We start from the raw sequence: 13,812 nt of genomic DNA on the forward strand, positions 1-13,812 counted from the left end.
CCGCTGTAGGAGGCGCGGAAGGCCACGTTGATCCCCCCCCCGCCGAGCGCACCGACCGCGCCCGCGATGCCGATCACCGCGCCCGACATCCGGCGGGCCCAGGCGAACACCGCAGTCGCCTCGACGCCGGCGGCCACCTCGCGCTCGGCCATCAGCACGCCCGCCCCGCCGGAGAGCGACAGCGTGGTCAGCCGTCTTCCCCGGGGGCGGCGCTGGGCGGCGAACACCTGCGCGGCGTCCAGCAGGGGTTCCAGACCGCCCACCCGGACCACGCCGTGCTGCCGGACGGCACCGTCGAAAACGGTGTCCTCGCCGGCCAGGGAGGCGGTGTGCGAGTGGGCCGCCCTGGCGCCGGCCGTGGAGCGGCCGACCTTGACCACGAGCAAGGGCTTGTCCAGCTCGTGGGCCCTGCGGGCGGCGCGCAGGAACTGCTCCCCGTCCTCGAGCCCCTCCAGGTAGGCCATGAGTACTTGGACCTGCGGGTCTTCCACCAGCCCGGACAGGATTTCGGCCACCGACAGGTCTGCTTCGTTGCCCGTGTTGAGGTAGTGGGAAATGCCGATGCCCTCCTGCTGGGCCGCGCTGAAGATGAAACTGCCGAACGCGCCGCTCTGGCTGACGAACGCCACCGGACCTTCGCGCAGCGCGATGTTCTCGTCCAAGGCCGAGGTGAAGGTGGCCACGGCGCGGTTCCGCACGTTGATCATGCCCAAGCAGTTCGGCCCCAGCAGGCGGATCCCGCGTTCCGCAGCGATCTCGGTCAGCTGCCGCTGCAACTCGGCGCCCGCGGCTCCTGTCTCCGCGAACCCCGCGGCGCCGATGATCGCGGCAGGGATCCCGCGTTCCGCGCACTTCCTGACCGCCGGGACCACTTGTTCCGCCGGCAGCATCACCAGGGCGAGATCGATCTCCCCGTCGATCTCGTCGAGGCTGCGGAAAGCGGGGATGCCCTGCACTCGGCTGCGATGCGGGTTCACCGGCAGCACCCGGCCGGAATAGCCGAACCGCTTGAGGTAGTCCACCGGACGTCCGGACAGCTTCACCGGGTTGTCCGAAGCGCCCAGGATGGCGATGGACCGGGGGTGCAGCAGTTTTCCGACGGCATCGCCGAAGTCATCACCGGCGCCCACGTTGGCTCCTCTCCCGACGGGTCAGGCGTCCCGCAACAGCTGCTTGGCGATGATCAACTTCTGGATTTCGCTGGTGCCCTCGTAGATGCGGAACAAGCGGGAATCCCGGAACAGCCGCTCGACGGGAACTCCGCGCATGTATCCGGAGCCGCCGTGGACCTGCACGGCGCGATCCGCCGCTCGGGAAACCATCTCGCTGCAGAACAACTTGGCGCACGACGGAGCCAGCCGCGTGTCGGTTCCGGCGTCGAACTCGTCGGCAGCGCGCAGCACCATCGACCTGGCGGCGTACAGCTCCGCCTTCGACTCGGCCAACATCGCCTGCACGAGCTGGAAGCGGCTGATCGGTGCACCGCCCTGCCGGGCGGTGGTCGCGAAGCCGATGGCCTCGTCGAGAATCCGCTCGGCCAGTCCGACGCAGATGGCAGCGATGTGCAACCGACCGCGGCTGAGCGAAGACATGGCAGCGGAGAACCCGGTGCCCTCTTCACCGCCGACCAGAGCGTCCGCGGGCACCCGGACCGAGTCGAAGTGCACCTCGGCGGTCAAGGCACCGGCCTGGCCCATCTTCTCGTCCGGTGGCCCGACGTGGAGTCCTGCCGATCCGGCCTCCACCAGGAAAACCGAGATTCCCTTGTGCGGTTCGGCGTTCTCATCGGTCCGCGCGAACACCACGAACAGCCCGGCTTCAGGGGCATTGGTGATGAACCGCTTGGCCCCGGAGATGAGGTAGTCGCTCCCGTCGCGGACAGCCCGGGTGCGCAGTCCGCTGGGATCGGATCCAGCTCCTTCCTCGGTCAGGGCGAAAGAAGCGACCACATCACCTGAAGCCAGTTCGGGAAGCCAGCGCTCCTTCTGCTCTTCCGTGCCGTACTTGGAGATCACTTGCCCGGCTATGCCGTTGTTGGTTCCGAACATCGACCGGAAAGCCGGGGTGGCGTAGCCGAGTTCGATGCTCAACCGGACGTCTTCGCTCATCGACAACCCGAGCCCGCCGTGCTCCTGGGGAAGGGCGAAGCCGAAAAGCCCCATGCTGGCGGCGGTTTCCCGGATGTGCTGGGGGATCGCGTTGGTCCGCTCGATCTCGTCTTCCAACGGAACGACTTGGTTGCGGACGAAATCGCGGACGGTGCGCAGAACTTCCTCGAAATCGCTGGGATCCATGGTTCCTGCCCGATCGTTTCCGGTGTGCGTGCCAGGAGTCAGCGGGGAGTTGGCTGCCGGATCGTTCGTCGTTCTGGGGGAGGGAATGCGGATCGTTCGCGGGATTCGACGGCCGGGGGCGACGGCAGTTCTTGCTCGAGAAGGGGGCCGCGGCCGGGTACCGCGCTCGGTGGTGTGCCATGCCCGTATGGACCTCGCTCCCGCCCGACACGAATGCTTTCCCACCGCTGGGAAAGCTGTTTCGCGCTGAACATAGCCGCGACAGCTTGTTCCGTCCAAGACCAAGTTCATGTAGCTCTGATTCGATATTCGAAACAATCCGTGCTGAGCAGGGCGGACGAGCTCTCCGGCGGAGAGGGCGGTGCGGTGGAGCTGCGCTATTTGGAAGCTTTCGCCGCGGTGGCCGAGGAGCTGAACTTCCGCCGGGCAGCTGCCCGTCTCCACATCTCCCAACCGCCGCTCCCCAACAGGTCGAAAAGCTCGAGCAGGAGATCGGAGTGCAGTTGCTCCGCCGCACCACGCGCCGCGTCCCGCTCATTCCCCGCCGGCGGGGCTTTCTCGCAGGAGGCCCGCAAACCCTGAAGTCCGCCAAGGCCGCCCGGCGCATCACCGGGCAGGCGGCAGCCGGGCAGGCCGGTGTCATCCGCCTGGGGTTCAGCGCGCAAACCTCCTACCAGGTGATGCACCTGCTGGTGCGCAAGTTCCGCCAGCGGTTCCCATTGGTGCGCTTCGAAGTGCTCAGCCCGCTCTCCGGCGGGGAACTCAGCGATCGCACCAGCCAGCACGAGGTGGATGTCGGCCTGCTCCGGTTGCCGGTGTCAGCTCCGGGACTTCACGTGCGCGAATTGGAAAGCCATCCCCTGGTGGCCGCGCTGCCCGCTGATCACCCCTGGGCCGGGCGCGCCGTGGTGGAATTGCCGGAGCCGCAGGGAGAGGGGTTCATCTGCTCCCGACCGGTCGCGGCTCGGTGGTGAACCAGGTGGTGCAGGCGGTGTGCCTGCGCAACGGGTTCACCACCAACCTCGTCGAGGAAGCCCCCGGACACGCGCACCACCCTCTCCCCGGTGCCAGCCTCGTCCCGTCGACCGCTGAGCACCTCAAGTTCCTGGAGCGGTGCTGGTCCTGGTGCAGGACGCCCCGGTGCTCCCGCTGGCCCTGGCTTGGCGGGCCGACGACCCGAATCCGGCTTCGCACGGACTACTGGGCTTAGGTCGACGAAGTGCTCGAAGAACTCCCGCACCCGGTGTGCGGCCATCGGTGGAGTGGCCGCGGCCGGCGGAGCGGTGCCGGGGAGTCCTGCCATCACTGCATGGGGCGGGTGGCCACCGCGGTGACCGAGCAGAACCCGACCGGGCCGTTGAGGTCGTGCACGGTGCACTCGGCCACGGCCACTCCCGCATCGCTGATGTGGCCGCTGGATTCGAACCCGATCAAATCGCCCACCGGGAGCCTGGACAGGGTGAGGGTGTAGTCGCTGTTGATGAATTCCAGGCCTGTGGTGCTGTAGTTGGCCAGCGGGCTGGCGAAATCACCGGCCATCGCCGCCCGGACGAACGGGGACATCGGCTCGTCGTCGACGAGGTTGTGGCGCTCCCGCGCCCAGGCCCGCCGCTTGCCGGCGATGCGCAGGTCCTTGGCCGGGTTGCCGCTCTCGTCCACGTACCAGACGTCGAAGGGCAGCGGGCTTTCCGGAGCCGGGCCGAGCGCGTCCGGTGCGGGCATGTCCCACGGCGGGGTGGACGGCACCTGGCCGTTCGGCTGCTCACCGCGGCGGAGCATGACCGCGCTGGCCCGCGCCACCGGCTGGTCGTCGGCGTACGCGGTGGCATCGACCACCTTGATCCGCCGCCCCTGGCGCACCACCCCGGTTTCGACCCGGACGGGCACCATCCCGGTGTTGCGGAACAGGTCGACGGTCAGCCGGGCGAACTGCAGTTCCGGGTCGCCGTGTTCGATTTCCACCGCGCGGGCGAGCAGGCCTCCGAGCAGCCGCCCGTGCAGCATGTCGGTTGACCACGGACTGTGCGCGTGCGGCTGAGGGAGGAAGAGGCTGCCGGAGCGGGAGAAGAAGGGGGCTGGCTCGGTGGTGCTCGTCAATGCGCCTCCTAGCGGTCGACCGGGTTCTCCCGGGCTGTTGGTGTTCTCGTTTCTTACTGCACCCGGTGGTGCCCCGGCCAGCTTCTGTGGCCAGGGCCGCCAACGCCGGTGCCGGTCCGAGAGGAGTCGGGTGCTTCGTCCCGTGTTCCCCGTTCGGGAGGTTCACACGGGATCGCAGACCGGGTTCCGCGGACACCGATCCGGTATTTGCCCACGTCGCTGGTGGATTGACCAGCTCCTCGGCGACTCGAGCCGCGCTCCTGCCCCGGTCCGCGGCCCGGGGGTGATCACCGGAGCCCGGCGCGGCGCGGAGGTCGAAGTCGGGGTTCGCAGCCTTGAGCCGCCCGCGGTGGCCAGGGGGATCGTCGGTGCCTCGGCCAGGTGCGGTGCAGCTTCGCCGGCTGGCACGACCGCGCCGCAGCCGTGGCGCGGTGCCTTCCGGAACGTGCTGCGCGCCGACCGGGGCGGGGCTCAGCCGCCCGAGGGACGAGACGCGGACGGGGCGGGCTGCAGCTGGTCAGTTGATCAGTCCCGCGGCCTGGCGAAGGTGTCGACGTTCGCCCACTGCTTGCCCGCGGCAGACCACGCCGCCGAGGTGGCCAGCACGGCGATCGACCCGGTCTTCAGTTCAGCGGGTTCGCCGGTGAGCAAGCTCAGCAGTTCTTCCAGGCCGGGGTTGTGCCCGACCAAGACCGCGGTCAAGGAGGTGCTCGGCAAACCCCTGATCGCGCTCAGCAGGTCGTCGGCGGAGCCCTGGTAGATGCGTTCGTCGAACTGCACGGTGGGCGAGGCGGGCACCTCCGCGCCGGCCAACTGCCACGTCTCCCGGGTGCGCCGGGCAGGGGAGCAGAGGACGACCTCGATGCCTGGCAGGTTCTTCCGCAGCCACTTGCCCACCCGGGGCGCGTCTGCGAGTCCCCTGTCCGCCAAGGGGCGGTGGAAGTCGTCCGTTCCTTCCGGCCACGCCGACTTGGCATGGCGGATCAACACGAGTCTGCGCTGTGCTCTCACCACCGGACCATCGTAGGGGGTGTTCGGCGGCCTCAGCGGCACAACCGGAATTCTCCGCGTCACCCGGACGCCGGGGCCGTGGTGCAGGCAGCGGACGTTCGCAAGCGGCCGTTCGGGTGCCTCTGGTCCGGATTGGACGTTCGACCGGGCAGATCGCGTCGCCGCTCCGGTGGCCGAGCCGTTCTTCCTCGCGACGTGTGGAGTCCTCGCGCGAACCGGTTCGCAGGAACCGCGTCCGGCGTGCGGCTTCGGCCGCACCAGTTCGTCCCGCGGTGCTCGCTGGTTCGGGGTTCACGCGGCAGGTCGTCGCGTTCCGCCGGCGGCGTCGAGGTCGTCCTTCCACTGGGGGCGCCCGTTGCGAAGCGGTTGCCCGCACCTCGGATCCATAGGAAGCCCCTACGGATCTGTTCGCAAATACCACTTTGACCCGCTTTGATCACCGAGCATTGAATGATTTTCCGGCACACCGGGTGGAAAGGATGCGCACATGCGTCTGGAAGGTATTTCGGCGGCGGTGACCGGCGGAGCTTCGGGGCTGGGGCTGGCGACCGCCCGCAAAATGATCAAAGCCGGAGCTCAGGTGACGCTGATCGACCTGCCGGGTTCGGCCGGTGCGCAAGTGGCCCAGGAACTCGGCGATGCTGCACGCTTCGTCGCCGCTGACGTGACGGACGAACAGCAGTTCGCCAGCGCACTCGACGCGGCTGGGGAAACCGGGCCGTTGCGCGCGCTCGTGCACTGCGCCGGCCGAGGGGCCCACATCCGGTTGGTGGAGAAGGACGGGCAACCGGGGGCGCTGAAGCCCTTCGAAGAAGTCATCGAGCTCAACCTGATCGGTTCGTACAACGCGCTCCGCCTCGGCGCGGCTCGCATGGCGCGTCATGAACCGGTGGACGACGAGCGCGGGGCGATCGTGCTGACCGCTTCGGTGGCGGCCTTCGAAGGACAGATCGGGCAGATCGCCTACACCGCTTCGAAAGCCGGCGTGGTGGGGATGACGCTGTGCGCTGCCCGCGACTTGGCCAGCAAGGCGATCCGGGTGTGCACCATCGCCCCCGGCATCATGGACACCCCGCTGCTCGGCGGGTTGCGGAACGATGTGCGCGCCTCGCTGGAGGATTCGGTGCCACATCCGCGGCGGCTCGGCAGCCCGGCCGAATTCGGCGCGTTGGCCTGCAGCATCGTGGAAAATCCGTACCTGAACGGGGAGACGATCCGGCTGGACGGGGCGATCCGGATGGCGCCTCGCTGAGCCTCGGCGCTCCCGGCGCCGCTCCGGCGGGCCGGGAGCACGTTCGAGCTAGTCGATCCGCCCGCGTTCCCGCAGCACCTCCTCGAGCCGCTGGACGAAGGCGTGCTGCGCGGAGTTCATCTTCTCCCGGGCTTCTGCGAAGTCGTACCACTGGGCGCGGTCGACCTCGGGGAAGCGTCGCAGCTGCCCGGACTTCGGCGGCCATTCCAGCTCGAACTCGCTGCTGCGCAGCTGAGAGGGGTCGAAGTCCCCCTCGACCGCCCAGGCGGTCACCACCTTGCCGCCCTTCTGCTTCACTTGGCCGAGGGGAACCAACTCGGGGTCGGGCAGGTGCGTTCCGGTCTCCTCGGCGAACTCCCGGAGCGCGGTCGTCTGCAACTCCTCGGAATCGCTGCACTCCCCTTTGGGGATCGTCCATGCGCCGGCGTCCTTGTTCCTCCAGAACGGGCCGCCGGGATGGACCAACATCACCAGCGGGGTCCGGTCCACGACTTTGAACAGCAGTATTCCTGCGCTGTGCTTGCTCACCCGTCCATGCCACCACGTCGGCGCGAGCCGGTCATCGCGGCGTCTCGGCGCTCCGCTGCTGGATCCGGGGGGATCGGTGATGCTGGACGGGTGGAGCAAGTGGTGCTGCATGTCGATCTCGACCAGTTCGTCGTTGCGGTGGAACTGCTGCGGCACCCCGAACTGCGCGGAAAACCCGTCCTGGTGGGCACGGGTGGTCCGGACCAGCGCGGAGTGGTGGCTGGAGCTTCCTACGAGGCCCGGGAGCGAGGGGTGCACTCGGGGACTCCGCTGCGCACAGCCGCCGCTCGCTGCCCCGAAGCGGTCTTCCTCCTCGCCGATCAAGACGCTTACCTGGACAGTTCAGCGGCCGTGATGCAAGCGCTGGGGGAAGTGGGCGGCGTCTTGGAAGTGGCGGGTTGGGACGAGGCCTTCCTGCTGGTGACCACCGCGAACCCGCAGCAGTTCTCCCGGCAGGTGCAGCAGCTGGTGCACGCCCGCACCCAGCTGCACTGCTCGGTGGGGATCGGTGACAACAAGCTGCGGGCCAAGATCGCTTCTGCGCTGGCCAAGCCGGCGGGTGTGTTCCGGCTGGACGCCGGGAACTGGGTGGCGGTGATGGCGGACAAGCCGACCGAAGCGCTCCTGGGGGTGGGGCTGAAGACCGCGCGCCGGCTCGAGGCCAACGGCATCCGCACCGTGGGCGAGCTGGCCAGGGCCGGGTTGGCGGAGATGGCCGCCGTGTTCGGTCCGAACATCGGACCTTGGCTGGTGGCCACCGCATACGGCTACGACTCCTCGCCGGTGACCGATGCCCCGTACCAGCCGCGGTCCCACGGCCACGAGGTCACCTACCAGCAGGACCTGCAGGACCCCGCTGCCGTCCGGGATGAAGTCGTCCGGTTGGCCGCGCTGGTGGTCGCTGATCTGGACCGGGAGGGGCTGCTCGCCCGGCGGGTGGTGGTGAAGGTCCGCGATTCCCGGTTCGCGACCAGCACGCACGGGGTGACCTTGCCGGAGCCGACGCGCCGGCGGGAGGCGCTGGAGCGCGCTGCGGTGGCGGCTTTGGAGCGGTTCCGGTTGGTCAGCCCCCTCCGGCTGATCGGTGTCCGGGCCGAGCTGGTCAACTGAGGTGGAACCGCTCAGCCAGCCAGGACGCCGACCCCTGCGTAGCTGTTGGTCCACTGGGCGGTCCTGTGGTCGACCGGGCGGTCCGGGCGCCATTCCGGCAGCAGCACCAAACCGGGGTCCACGAGTTGGTACCCCTCGAACATCGCTGCGATCTCCTCCCGGGAGCGCAAGGTGCCCGGGGTGGAGGTCCGGTTGTAGACCGAGTGCCCGTGGGCCATCTGCTCATCGGTGAAGGTGACCCGGGACAGGTGGGACACCGCCAGATAGCTGCCGGGGACGCAGGCGGAGCGGTATCCGCGGACGACTCCGACGGGGTCGTCCGAGTCCGGGACGAAGTGCAGGATCGCCACCGCCAAAACCCCGACGGGGCGGGAGAAGTCCAGGAGCTTCCTGATGCCCGGTGCGTCCAGCACCCGCTGCGGATACCGGATGTCCTCCTGCACGACCGTCACCCGTGGATCGTCGCCCAGCAGATACCTGGCGTGCGCGACGGCAACGGGTTCGAAGTCGACGTAGGCGACGCGGGCTTCCGGGTTGTGGTGGTGCGCGATCTCGTGCACGTTGCCGACGGTCGGTATCCCGGAACCGAGGTCGAGGAACTGGTCGATGCCCTGCTCGATCATGAACCGCACCGCCCGCCCCAGGAAGGCCCGGTTCTCCCTGGCCCAGTCGCGAGTGGTCGGGATGACCGCGAGCTGTTCTTCAGCGGCTTGCCGGTCCACTTCCAGGTTCGCCGTGCCGCCGAGGTAGTAGTCGTACATCCGGGCTGCATTGGGGGTGCTCAGCTTTATCTCCCCGCGTATGTCGATCATCCGGGAAAGCAGCGGATCGCTGTGGTCTGCTGGCATATCGCGATTTTGCCGATTGTCTTCGTGCATTACCAGCATTTCGGCCGGAGTTGGAAAGGCGGGCGAACGCTCCGGGATCGGCCGTGCTGCGCCGGTTGCTGCGCACGCGGGAATCCTCTGCTGCCTTGGCAGGAACACCGGGAACGGCCGTCCGGCCCTGCCCAATGCTTCCAGTGGACGGAAGGGAACGGCTGGCTGCCTCCGGGGCATTCCGTTGCGCGGTCGGCGAGATCTTCCCACCAGTGGAAAGCACTGCCGTGTTGCCGACGGGTTTTCTCCGCTGCAGCGCGGTGCATCCGAGTGCGTTTCCGGTGTGGTTCTTCTGCCGCGAGCGAAGTTCCCGGAGTTGCAGGTGGTTCACGGGTGAAGCGCTGACGAGCGCTTCGGTGGAAAGCCGGTCGCGGTGGTGTGGAGCTAGCGCGGTTTTCGGCTCGGTGCGGGCGGAACGTGATGCGTTCCCGGGCCGACGCCGTGGTTCATCCGTCCGATGTGGGCTGCCGGATCGACGTGGTGCGCAGCCTTGCTACCGGTGCTCAGGCGGCTCGTGAACCGCTGGAGATCGAGGCGTGGGGGCTTTCAGGACTTGGCGGGCCTGTTTCGTGTTCTGGGTTGGTGCTGTTGATCGTCAGTGGTGGGGTGTTCGTCAATTGGATGTTGGTTCGGGCTGCAGTTGGCGGTTTTCAGCAACGCGCTGATTCCGTTGCGGGTCGTGCTTCGGCAGCCGGTTCTTCAGTCGGGCTGCTGGTGGGTGGTTGACGGGCGGTTTGCGCTGCGCTGTTTGCTATAGTCCGAGAACTGCGGGTGCATTGGTCTTCGCTGCTCGCTGACCTGATGCGTGGTGCTGAGCTGGCCGGTTCTCGCGAGCTCCGTGCAGTTCGGCTTGGAAGGTGGCTTGGGTTTGTCTGCTGCGTGCGGGGCGACTGTTTCGCTGAATGGGAATTGCGCTAAACGGAAATCGGAGGACAAATTTCTTTGCGCAGATGATCTATTTTTTGTCAAGTGTAGTTTGTGTGCGAACTAACACTGGAAAGGATTGAGCGCGTTCCATTCGCGATGTGCTCCCGCGCAGGGCGCACCGGATCCGCTCACCAGTGTTCCCGGTGTGTGGCTCGACGGCCGATCACGACTTCTGGAGTTGGACAGGTTTGACTGGCACCAAGCTGTGGACCAAGGGATTCGTCCTCGCCATCGCGATCAACACGTTGGTCATGATGATCTTCTACCTGTTGATGACCACGATGGCGGTGTACGCGGCACAGCAATTCCAAGCGGCCGGCGGCGCCGCCGGCCTGGCCGCCAGCATGTTCGTCATCGGCGCGATCGGCGCCCGACTGCTGTCCGGGCAGCTCATCGACACGATCGGGATGCGGCTCACCCTGCTGGTGAGCTTGCTGCTGTTCACCCTGGCCTCCACCGGCTACTTCCTCACCAGCAGCCTCGGAACGCTGTTCGCGGTGCGCTTCGTGCACGGCTTCATGTTCGGCGCGTCCAGCACCGCGGTGCTGGCGGCCGGGCAGAGCCTGGTGCCGGAGAAGCGCCGAGGTGAGGGCACCGGATTCCTGTCCATGAGCTCCCCGCTCGCCGGCGCGATCGGTCCGCTGCTGGCGCTGGTGCTGATCGAACGGTTCGGGTACTCGGCGCTGTTCGCCTCCTGCGCGGCCTTCTCCGCCGCCGCCACCCTCATGGCCTTGATGATCAAGCTCCCGCCGCGGCCGAAAGCCCGCAAGAGCGCCAAAGCCGGGTGGAAGCTGCTGGAACCGAAGGCCCTGCCGATCGCGAGCTTCGTGCTGATCGCCGGGGTGGGGAGCTCTTCCGTGCTGTCCTTCGCCCACCTGTTCGCCGTGCAGGCGGACCTGACCAGAGCGGCCGGCACCTTCTTCTTCGTCTACGCACTGGCCGTCGTCGCCTGCCGCTTCGTCATCGGCCGAATCCAGGACACCCGCGGGGACAACATCGTCATGTACCCGGCCATCGCCAGCTACGGGGCCGGTCTCCTGCTGCTCTCCCAGACCCACTCGGCGATCAGCATGGCCGTGGCCGGAGCTCTCATCGGAGCCGGCTTCGGGTCGATCGTCTCCATCGCCCAAGCCGCTGCGATCCGCCGTTCCTCGAGCGAACGCATGGGGGTGGCGGTCTCCACCTTCTTCCTGTTCCTGGACTTCGGCACCGGGGTGGGGCCACTGGTGCTGGGCGAGATAGCCAACGCTGCCGACTACCGCTTCATGTACGCGTTCACCGGCGCTGTGATCCTGCTGTCCGCCGTGCTGTACCACGCGGTGCACGGCAGAGCGCACGGCAGGCAGCTGAGGCGGGAGCCGGTCCACTGACGCCACCTCCGCCGGCCGACCCCGCACCCCCGCGACGCGCCGCCCCGGAGGCCGATGCCCGCTGCGAGCAGGTGGCCCGGGGCGGCGCGTCGCTTCCGCTCAGCAGGAGAGCCCGAGGGCCGTTTCGGAATGAGGCCGTTCGGGCAGCTGAAGGGGGCGGAAAAGGCAGTTCCGAGGGGGCAACCCATGATCACCACCCACCACGTTCCCGGAACACCCTGCTGGCTGGACCTGGGAGCTCCAGACGTCGAACGGGCAGCGGACTTCTACCGCTCGGTGTTCGGTTGGGAAGCCGAGTCCCCGGCCTCGGAGGACTACGTGCTGTTCCGGTTGCACGGCAAGGTCGTCGCAGCGATCGGGAAGCTGACCGAACAGGGCGCTCGATCCGCGTGGATGGTCTACTTCAACACACCTGATGCGGACGCGACCACCGCGGCCGTGCAGCGCCTCGGCGGCACAGTCCGGATCCAGCCGGTGGAGCCCATGGCCGGCGGGGGCAAGATGGCCCAGGTCAGCGACCCGCAAGGAGCGCAGTTCGCGATCTTCGAAGCCGGCGCCGACCGCGGGCTGCAACTGGTCGACGATCCGGGCGGACTGATGTGGTTGGAGCTGTACACCACCGACGCGGCAGCCGCCAAGGAGTTCTACGGAACGCTGTTCAACTGGGAGTACGAGGACATCCTCATGCCCGACGGAGGTGGCACCTACTCCATGATCGGCCCCGCCGGCCAGGGGCAGGAACGCATGCTGGGCGGGCTGATGGAGCTCGAAGCGGCTGACCTGCCGGGTGGGCGACCCTACTGGCACCCGGTCTTCCACGTCGAGAACTGCGACACCGTGGTCAACAGCGTCACCGGTCACGGCGGAAACGTGCAGATGGGGCCCGAAGACGCCGCCGGGGTCGGCCGGCTGGCGGTTTGCAACGACCAGGCGAACGCCGAATTCGTGGTGCTCACACCTTCGCCGATGTAGCTCTTCGAGGTGCTGGCCGTGTGTGGACGGTGACTGCGGGGTATTCCCGAGCCGTCGTGGTTTGCGCCGACGGTGTCCTGCGCTGTCGTCGGGGGCGGCAGACGGGGAGAAGGGGAGCCATGAACGGGCAGTCCACCGCAGCATCGGACTACGGCACGTCCGGGTGGTCCGCGGACGAAGTGGCGGTGCTGACCGATGCCGTTGAGCACGCGCCCTCCGTGCACAACACCCACCCCTGGTGGCTGGCGGTGCACGACCGAACCGCTGTGCTGCGGGAACGCACCGAGGCGGAACTGCTGCACCACGACCCGAACGGGCGAGACCGCAGCATCTCCTGCGGAACCGCGCTGACGAACCTGGTGCTGGCCGTGCGCAGCCTCGGTTGGCGGGCGGAAACCCGGATCGAGACGGGAGAAGCCATCACGGCCACCGTGGTGGGCACCCAGCGAGCCTCGGCCTCGGAAGAGGACATGCGCCGCTTCCGAGCGGTGAAGCAACGGCGCAGCGACCGCGCGGCGTTCACCGGACGGCCGCTGACCGGGGCGGAGCGCGACGCGGTGGCCGGAGCAGCTGCGATGCCGGGGATCCAGCTCGCCTGGATCGACGGGGAGCCCAGCGCGCTCGCGGTGGCCCGACTCCTGGAATACGCGGCGCGGGTGTACCACGACGACCCCGGATATCAGCGAGAACTGACGATGTGGACGCAGGCCCCGCGCGGGCCCCGCGACAGAGGCCTGGCGGCGCACGCTTTCGGTTCGTCCGGGCTCTCCGCGGCGGGGTTGGTCACCGGACGCACTCGGGTACCGGACGAAGCGACTCTGGCCAAGCGGATCCAGCACGAATCGGTGTGCGTGCTCGGCACCGGCAACGACACGGCTGCCGACCACGTGCTCACCGGCCAAGCCCTGCAACTGGCCTGGTTGGAGGCGACCAGTCGGGGGATCAGCGGCTCAGTGCTGACGCAACCCTTGCACCTGGTGGAAGTCCGCACCGGCTTGGCGTCGGAGCTGGAGTTGACGATGGTTCCGCACGTGCTGCTCCGGTTCGGGCGCACCAGCGCGGAAGAGCGCTAGCGGTCGCCTGCTGCCGGTGCCCCGGACGAGGAGGTGGCACGAATGTACTGGGACGGGCCAGGGGTGCTGGCGTTCTCCTTCATGACCGTCAGCATGGTGCTGTTCTGGGTGTTGATGATCCTGGGGATCATCGCGCTGACGCGCTACATCACCAGGAGCTCGACGGCAGGCCGCGGGGCGGAGCCCTTCGACGGGCCGCACCGGGTGCTGGCGGAGAGGTACGCCCGCGGCGAGATCGATGAAGAGGAGTACCGCAGACGAGCCGCTGTGCTCGCCGAGAGCGGACAGCGGCGGTAGCCG

15 protein-coding genes are annotated in these 13,812 nt (G+C 68.2%); 9 read left to right on the forward strand and 6 right to left on the reverse strand.

Annotated features, from left to right (window positions below; genetic code table 11):
• Positions 1 to 1,130 (reverse strand): CoA-binding protein (locus SREC43747_RS0112245; protein WP_201768690.1); only part of this gene is annotated, 1,130 nt, incomplete at its 3' end.
• Positions 1,131 to 1,151: 21 nt separating this feature from the next.
• On the reverse strand, positions 1,152 to 2,294 hold the full coding sequence (locus tag SREC43747_RS0112250) for an acyl-CoA dehydrogenase family protein (protein WP_029721540.1): 1,143 nt from the start codon (positions 2,292 to 2,294) through the stop codon (positions 1,152 to 1,154).
• Positions 2,295 to 2,507: 213 nt separating this feature from the next.
• Between SREC43747_RS0112250 and SREC43747_RS22295 the strand changes: the two genes are divergently transcribed.
• Together SREC43747_RS22295 and SREC43747_RS21725 are read left to right on the forward strand one after the other, a co-directional pair.
• Positions 2,508 to 2,876, forward strand: coding sequence for a LysR family transcriptional regulator (locus SREC43747_RS22295; RefSeq protein WP_368681317.1), 369 nt, complete (start codon positions 2,508 to 2,510; stop codon positions 2,874 to 2,876).
• Entirely contained in the window at positions 2,792 to 3,268 is a 477-nt protein-coding gene (locus SREC43747_RS21725) for a LysR substrate-binding domain-containing protein (protein ID WP_029721541.1), read from the forward strand. The genes SREC43747_RS22295 and SREC43747_RS21725 overlap by 85 nt, the downstream gene beginning before the upstream one ends.
• Before the next feature lie 328 nt (positions 3,269 to 3,596).
• Here the strand turns inward: SREC43747_RS21725 and SREC43747_RS0112265 are convergent, their stop codons facing one another.
• Both SREC43747_RS0112265 and SREC43747_RS0112270 read right to left on the reverse strand, forming a co-directional pair.
• Positions 3,597 to 4,391 (reverse strand): acyl-CoA thioesterase domain-containing protein, encoded by a 795-nt coding sequence (locus SREC43747_RS0112265; protein ID WP_029721544.1) that lies wholly within the window; start codon positions 4,389 to 4,391, stop codon positions 3,597 to 3,599.
• Between the two features lie 525 nt (positions 4,392 to 4,916).
• Complete coding sequence (locus SREC43747_RS0112270) at positions 4,917 to 5,405, reverse strand: SixA phosphatase family protein (RefSeq protein ID WP_037331881.1); 489 nt, start codon at positions 5,403 to 5,405, stop codon at positions 4,917 to 4,919.
• 484 nt (positions 5,406 to 5,889) lie between these two features.
• On the opposite strand from SREC43747_RS0112270, the gene SREC43747_RS0112275 reads away from it, so the two are divergent.
• A complete protein-coding gene (locus SREC43747_RS0112275) occupies positions 5,890 to 6,654 on the forward strand; it encodes an SDR family NAD(P)-dependent oxidoreductase (RefSeq protein WP_029721548.1) in 765 nt (254 codons plus the stop codon).
• Between the two features lie 48 nt (positions 6,655 to 6,702).
• On the opposite strand, the gene SREC43747_RS0112280 is transcribed toward SREC43747_RS0112275, so the two are convergent.
• Positions 6,703 to 7,182: an NUDIX hydrolase gene (locus SREC43747_RS0112280; protein ID WP_029721549.1), complete on the reverse strand. Its 480-nt coding sequence runs from the start codon at positions 7,180 to 7,182 to the stop codon at positions 6,703 to 6,705.
• A gap of 99 nt (positions 7,183 to 7,281) precedes the next feature.
• Here SREC43747_RS0112280 and SREC43747_RS0112285 point away from each other — a divergent pair, with 99 nt between their 5' ends.
• Positions 7,282 to 8,292: a DNA polymerase IV gene (locus SREC43747_RS0112285; RefSeq protein ID WP_306413788.1), complete on the forward strand. Its 1,011-nt coding sequence runs from the start codon at positions 7,282 to 7,284 to the stop codon at positions 8,290 to 8,292.
• Between the two features lie 11 nt (positions 8,293 to 8,303).
• Here the strand turns inward: SREC43747_RS0112285 and SREC43747_RS0112290 are convergent, their stop codons facing one another.
• Complete coding sequence (locus tag SREC43747_RS0112290; protein WP_236623155.1) at positions 8,304 to 9,140, reverse strand: SAM-dependent methyltransferase; 837 nt, start codon at positions 9,138 to 9,140, stop codon at positions 8,304 to 8,306.
• A 447-nt stretch (positions 9,141 to 9,587) separates the two neighbouring features.
• On the opposite strand from SREC43747_RS0112290, the gene SREC43747_RS21065 reads away from it, so the two are divergent.
• The 5 genes from SREC43747_RS21065 to SREC43747_RS0112310 all read left to right on the forward strand — a co-directional run bounded on the left by SREC43747_RS21065 (position 9,588) and on the right by SREC43747_RS0112310 (position 13,809).
• Positions 9,588 to 9,896: a hypothetical protein gene (locus SREC43747_RS21065; protein ID WP_152528406.1), complete on the forward strand. Its 309-nt coding sequence runs from the start codon at positions 9,588 to 9,590 to the stop codon at positions 9,894 to 9,896.
• 389 nt (positions 9,897 to 10,285) lie between these two features.
• A complete protein-coding gene (locus SREC43747_RS0112295; protein WP_037331873.1) occupies positions 10,286 to 11,467 on the forward strand; it encodes an MFS transporter in 1,182 nt (393 codons plus the stop codon).
• A gap of 186 nt (positions 11,468 to 11,653) precedes the next feature.
• Complete coding sequence (locus SREC43747_RS0112300; RefSeq protein ID WP_029721554.1) at positions 11,654 to 12,439, forward strand: VOC family protein; 786 nt, start codon at positions 11,654 to 11,656, stop codon at positions 12,437 to 12,439.
• A 119-nt stretch (positions 12,440 to 12,558) separates the two neighbouring features.
• Positions 12,559 to 13,512, forward strand: coding sequence for a nitroreductase family protein (locus SREC43747_RS0112305; RefSeq protein ID WP_029721555.1), 954 nt, complete (start codon positions 12,559 to 12,561; stop codon positions 13,510 to 13,512).
• A gap of 42 nt (positions 13,513 to 13,554) precedes the next feature.
• The gene (locus SREC43747_RS0112310; protein ID WP_029721556.1) at positions 13,555 to 13,809 is read left to right on the forward strand and encodes an SHOCT domain-containing protein; all 255 of its coding nucleotides are present in this window, start codon (positions 13,555 to 13,557) and stop codon (positions 13,807 to 13,809) included.
• The last annotated feature ends 3 nt before the right edge of the window (positions 13,810 to 13,812 follow it).

It is taken from the genome of Saccharopolyspora rectivirgula DSM 43747, from assembly GCF_000497205.1.
Lineage (GTDB): Bacteria > Actinomycetota > Actinomycetes > Mycobacteriales > Pseudonocardiaceae > Saccharopolyspora > Saccharopolyspora rectivirgula.

Coding starts and splice junctions, on each gene's coding strand:
- SREC43747_RS0112310 (WP_029721556.1), top strand. CDS start 13,555: ATGTACTGGGACGGGCCAGGGGTGCTGGCGTTCTCCTTCATGACCGTC.
- SREC43747_RS0112250 (WP_029721540.1), bottom strand. CDS start 2,294: ATGGATCCCAGCGATTTCGAGGAAGTTCTGCGCACCGTCCGCGATTTC.
- SREC43747_RS0112300 (WP_029721554.1), top strand. CDS start 11,654: ATGATCACCACCCACCACGTTCCCGGAACACCCTGCTGGCTGGACCTG.
- SREC43747_RS22295 (WP_368681317.1), top strand. CDS start 2,508: ATGCTTTCCCACCGCTGGGAAAGCTGTTTCGCGCTGAACATAGCCGCG.
- SREC43747_RS0112290 (WP_236623155.1), bottom strand. CDS start 9,140: ATGCCAGCAGACCACAGCGATCCGCTGCTTTCCCGGATGATCGACATA.
- SREC43747_RS0112305 (WP_029721555.1), top strand. CDS start 12,559: ATGAACGGGCAGTCCACCGCAGCATCGGACTACGGCACGTCCGGGTGG.
- SREC43747_RS0112275 (WP_029721548.1), top strand. CDS start 5,890: ATGCGTCTGGAAGGTATTTCGGCGGCGGTGACCGGCGGAGCTTCGGGG.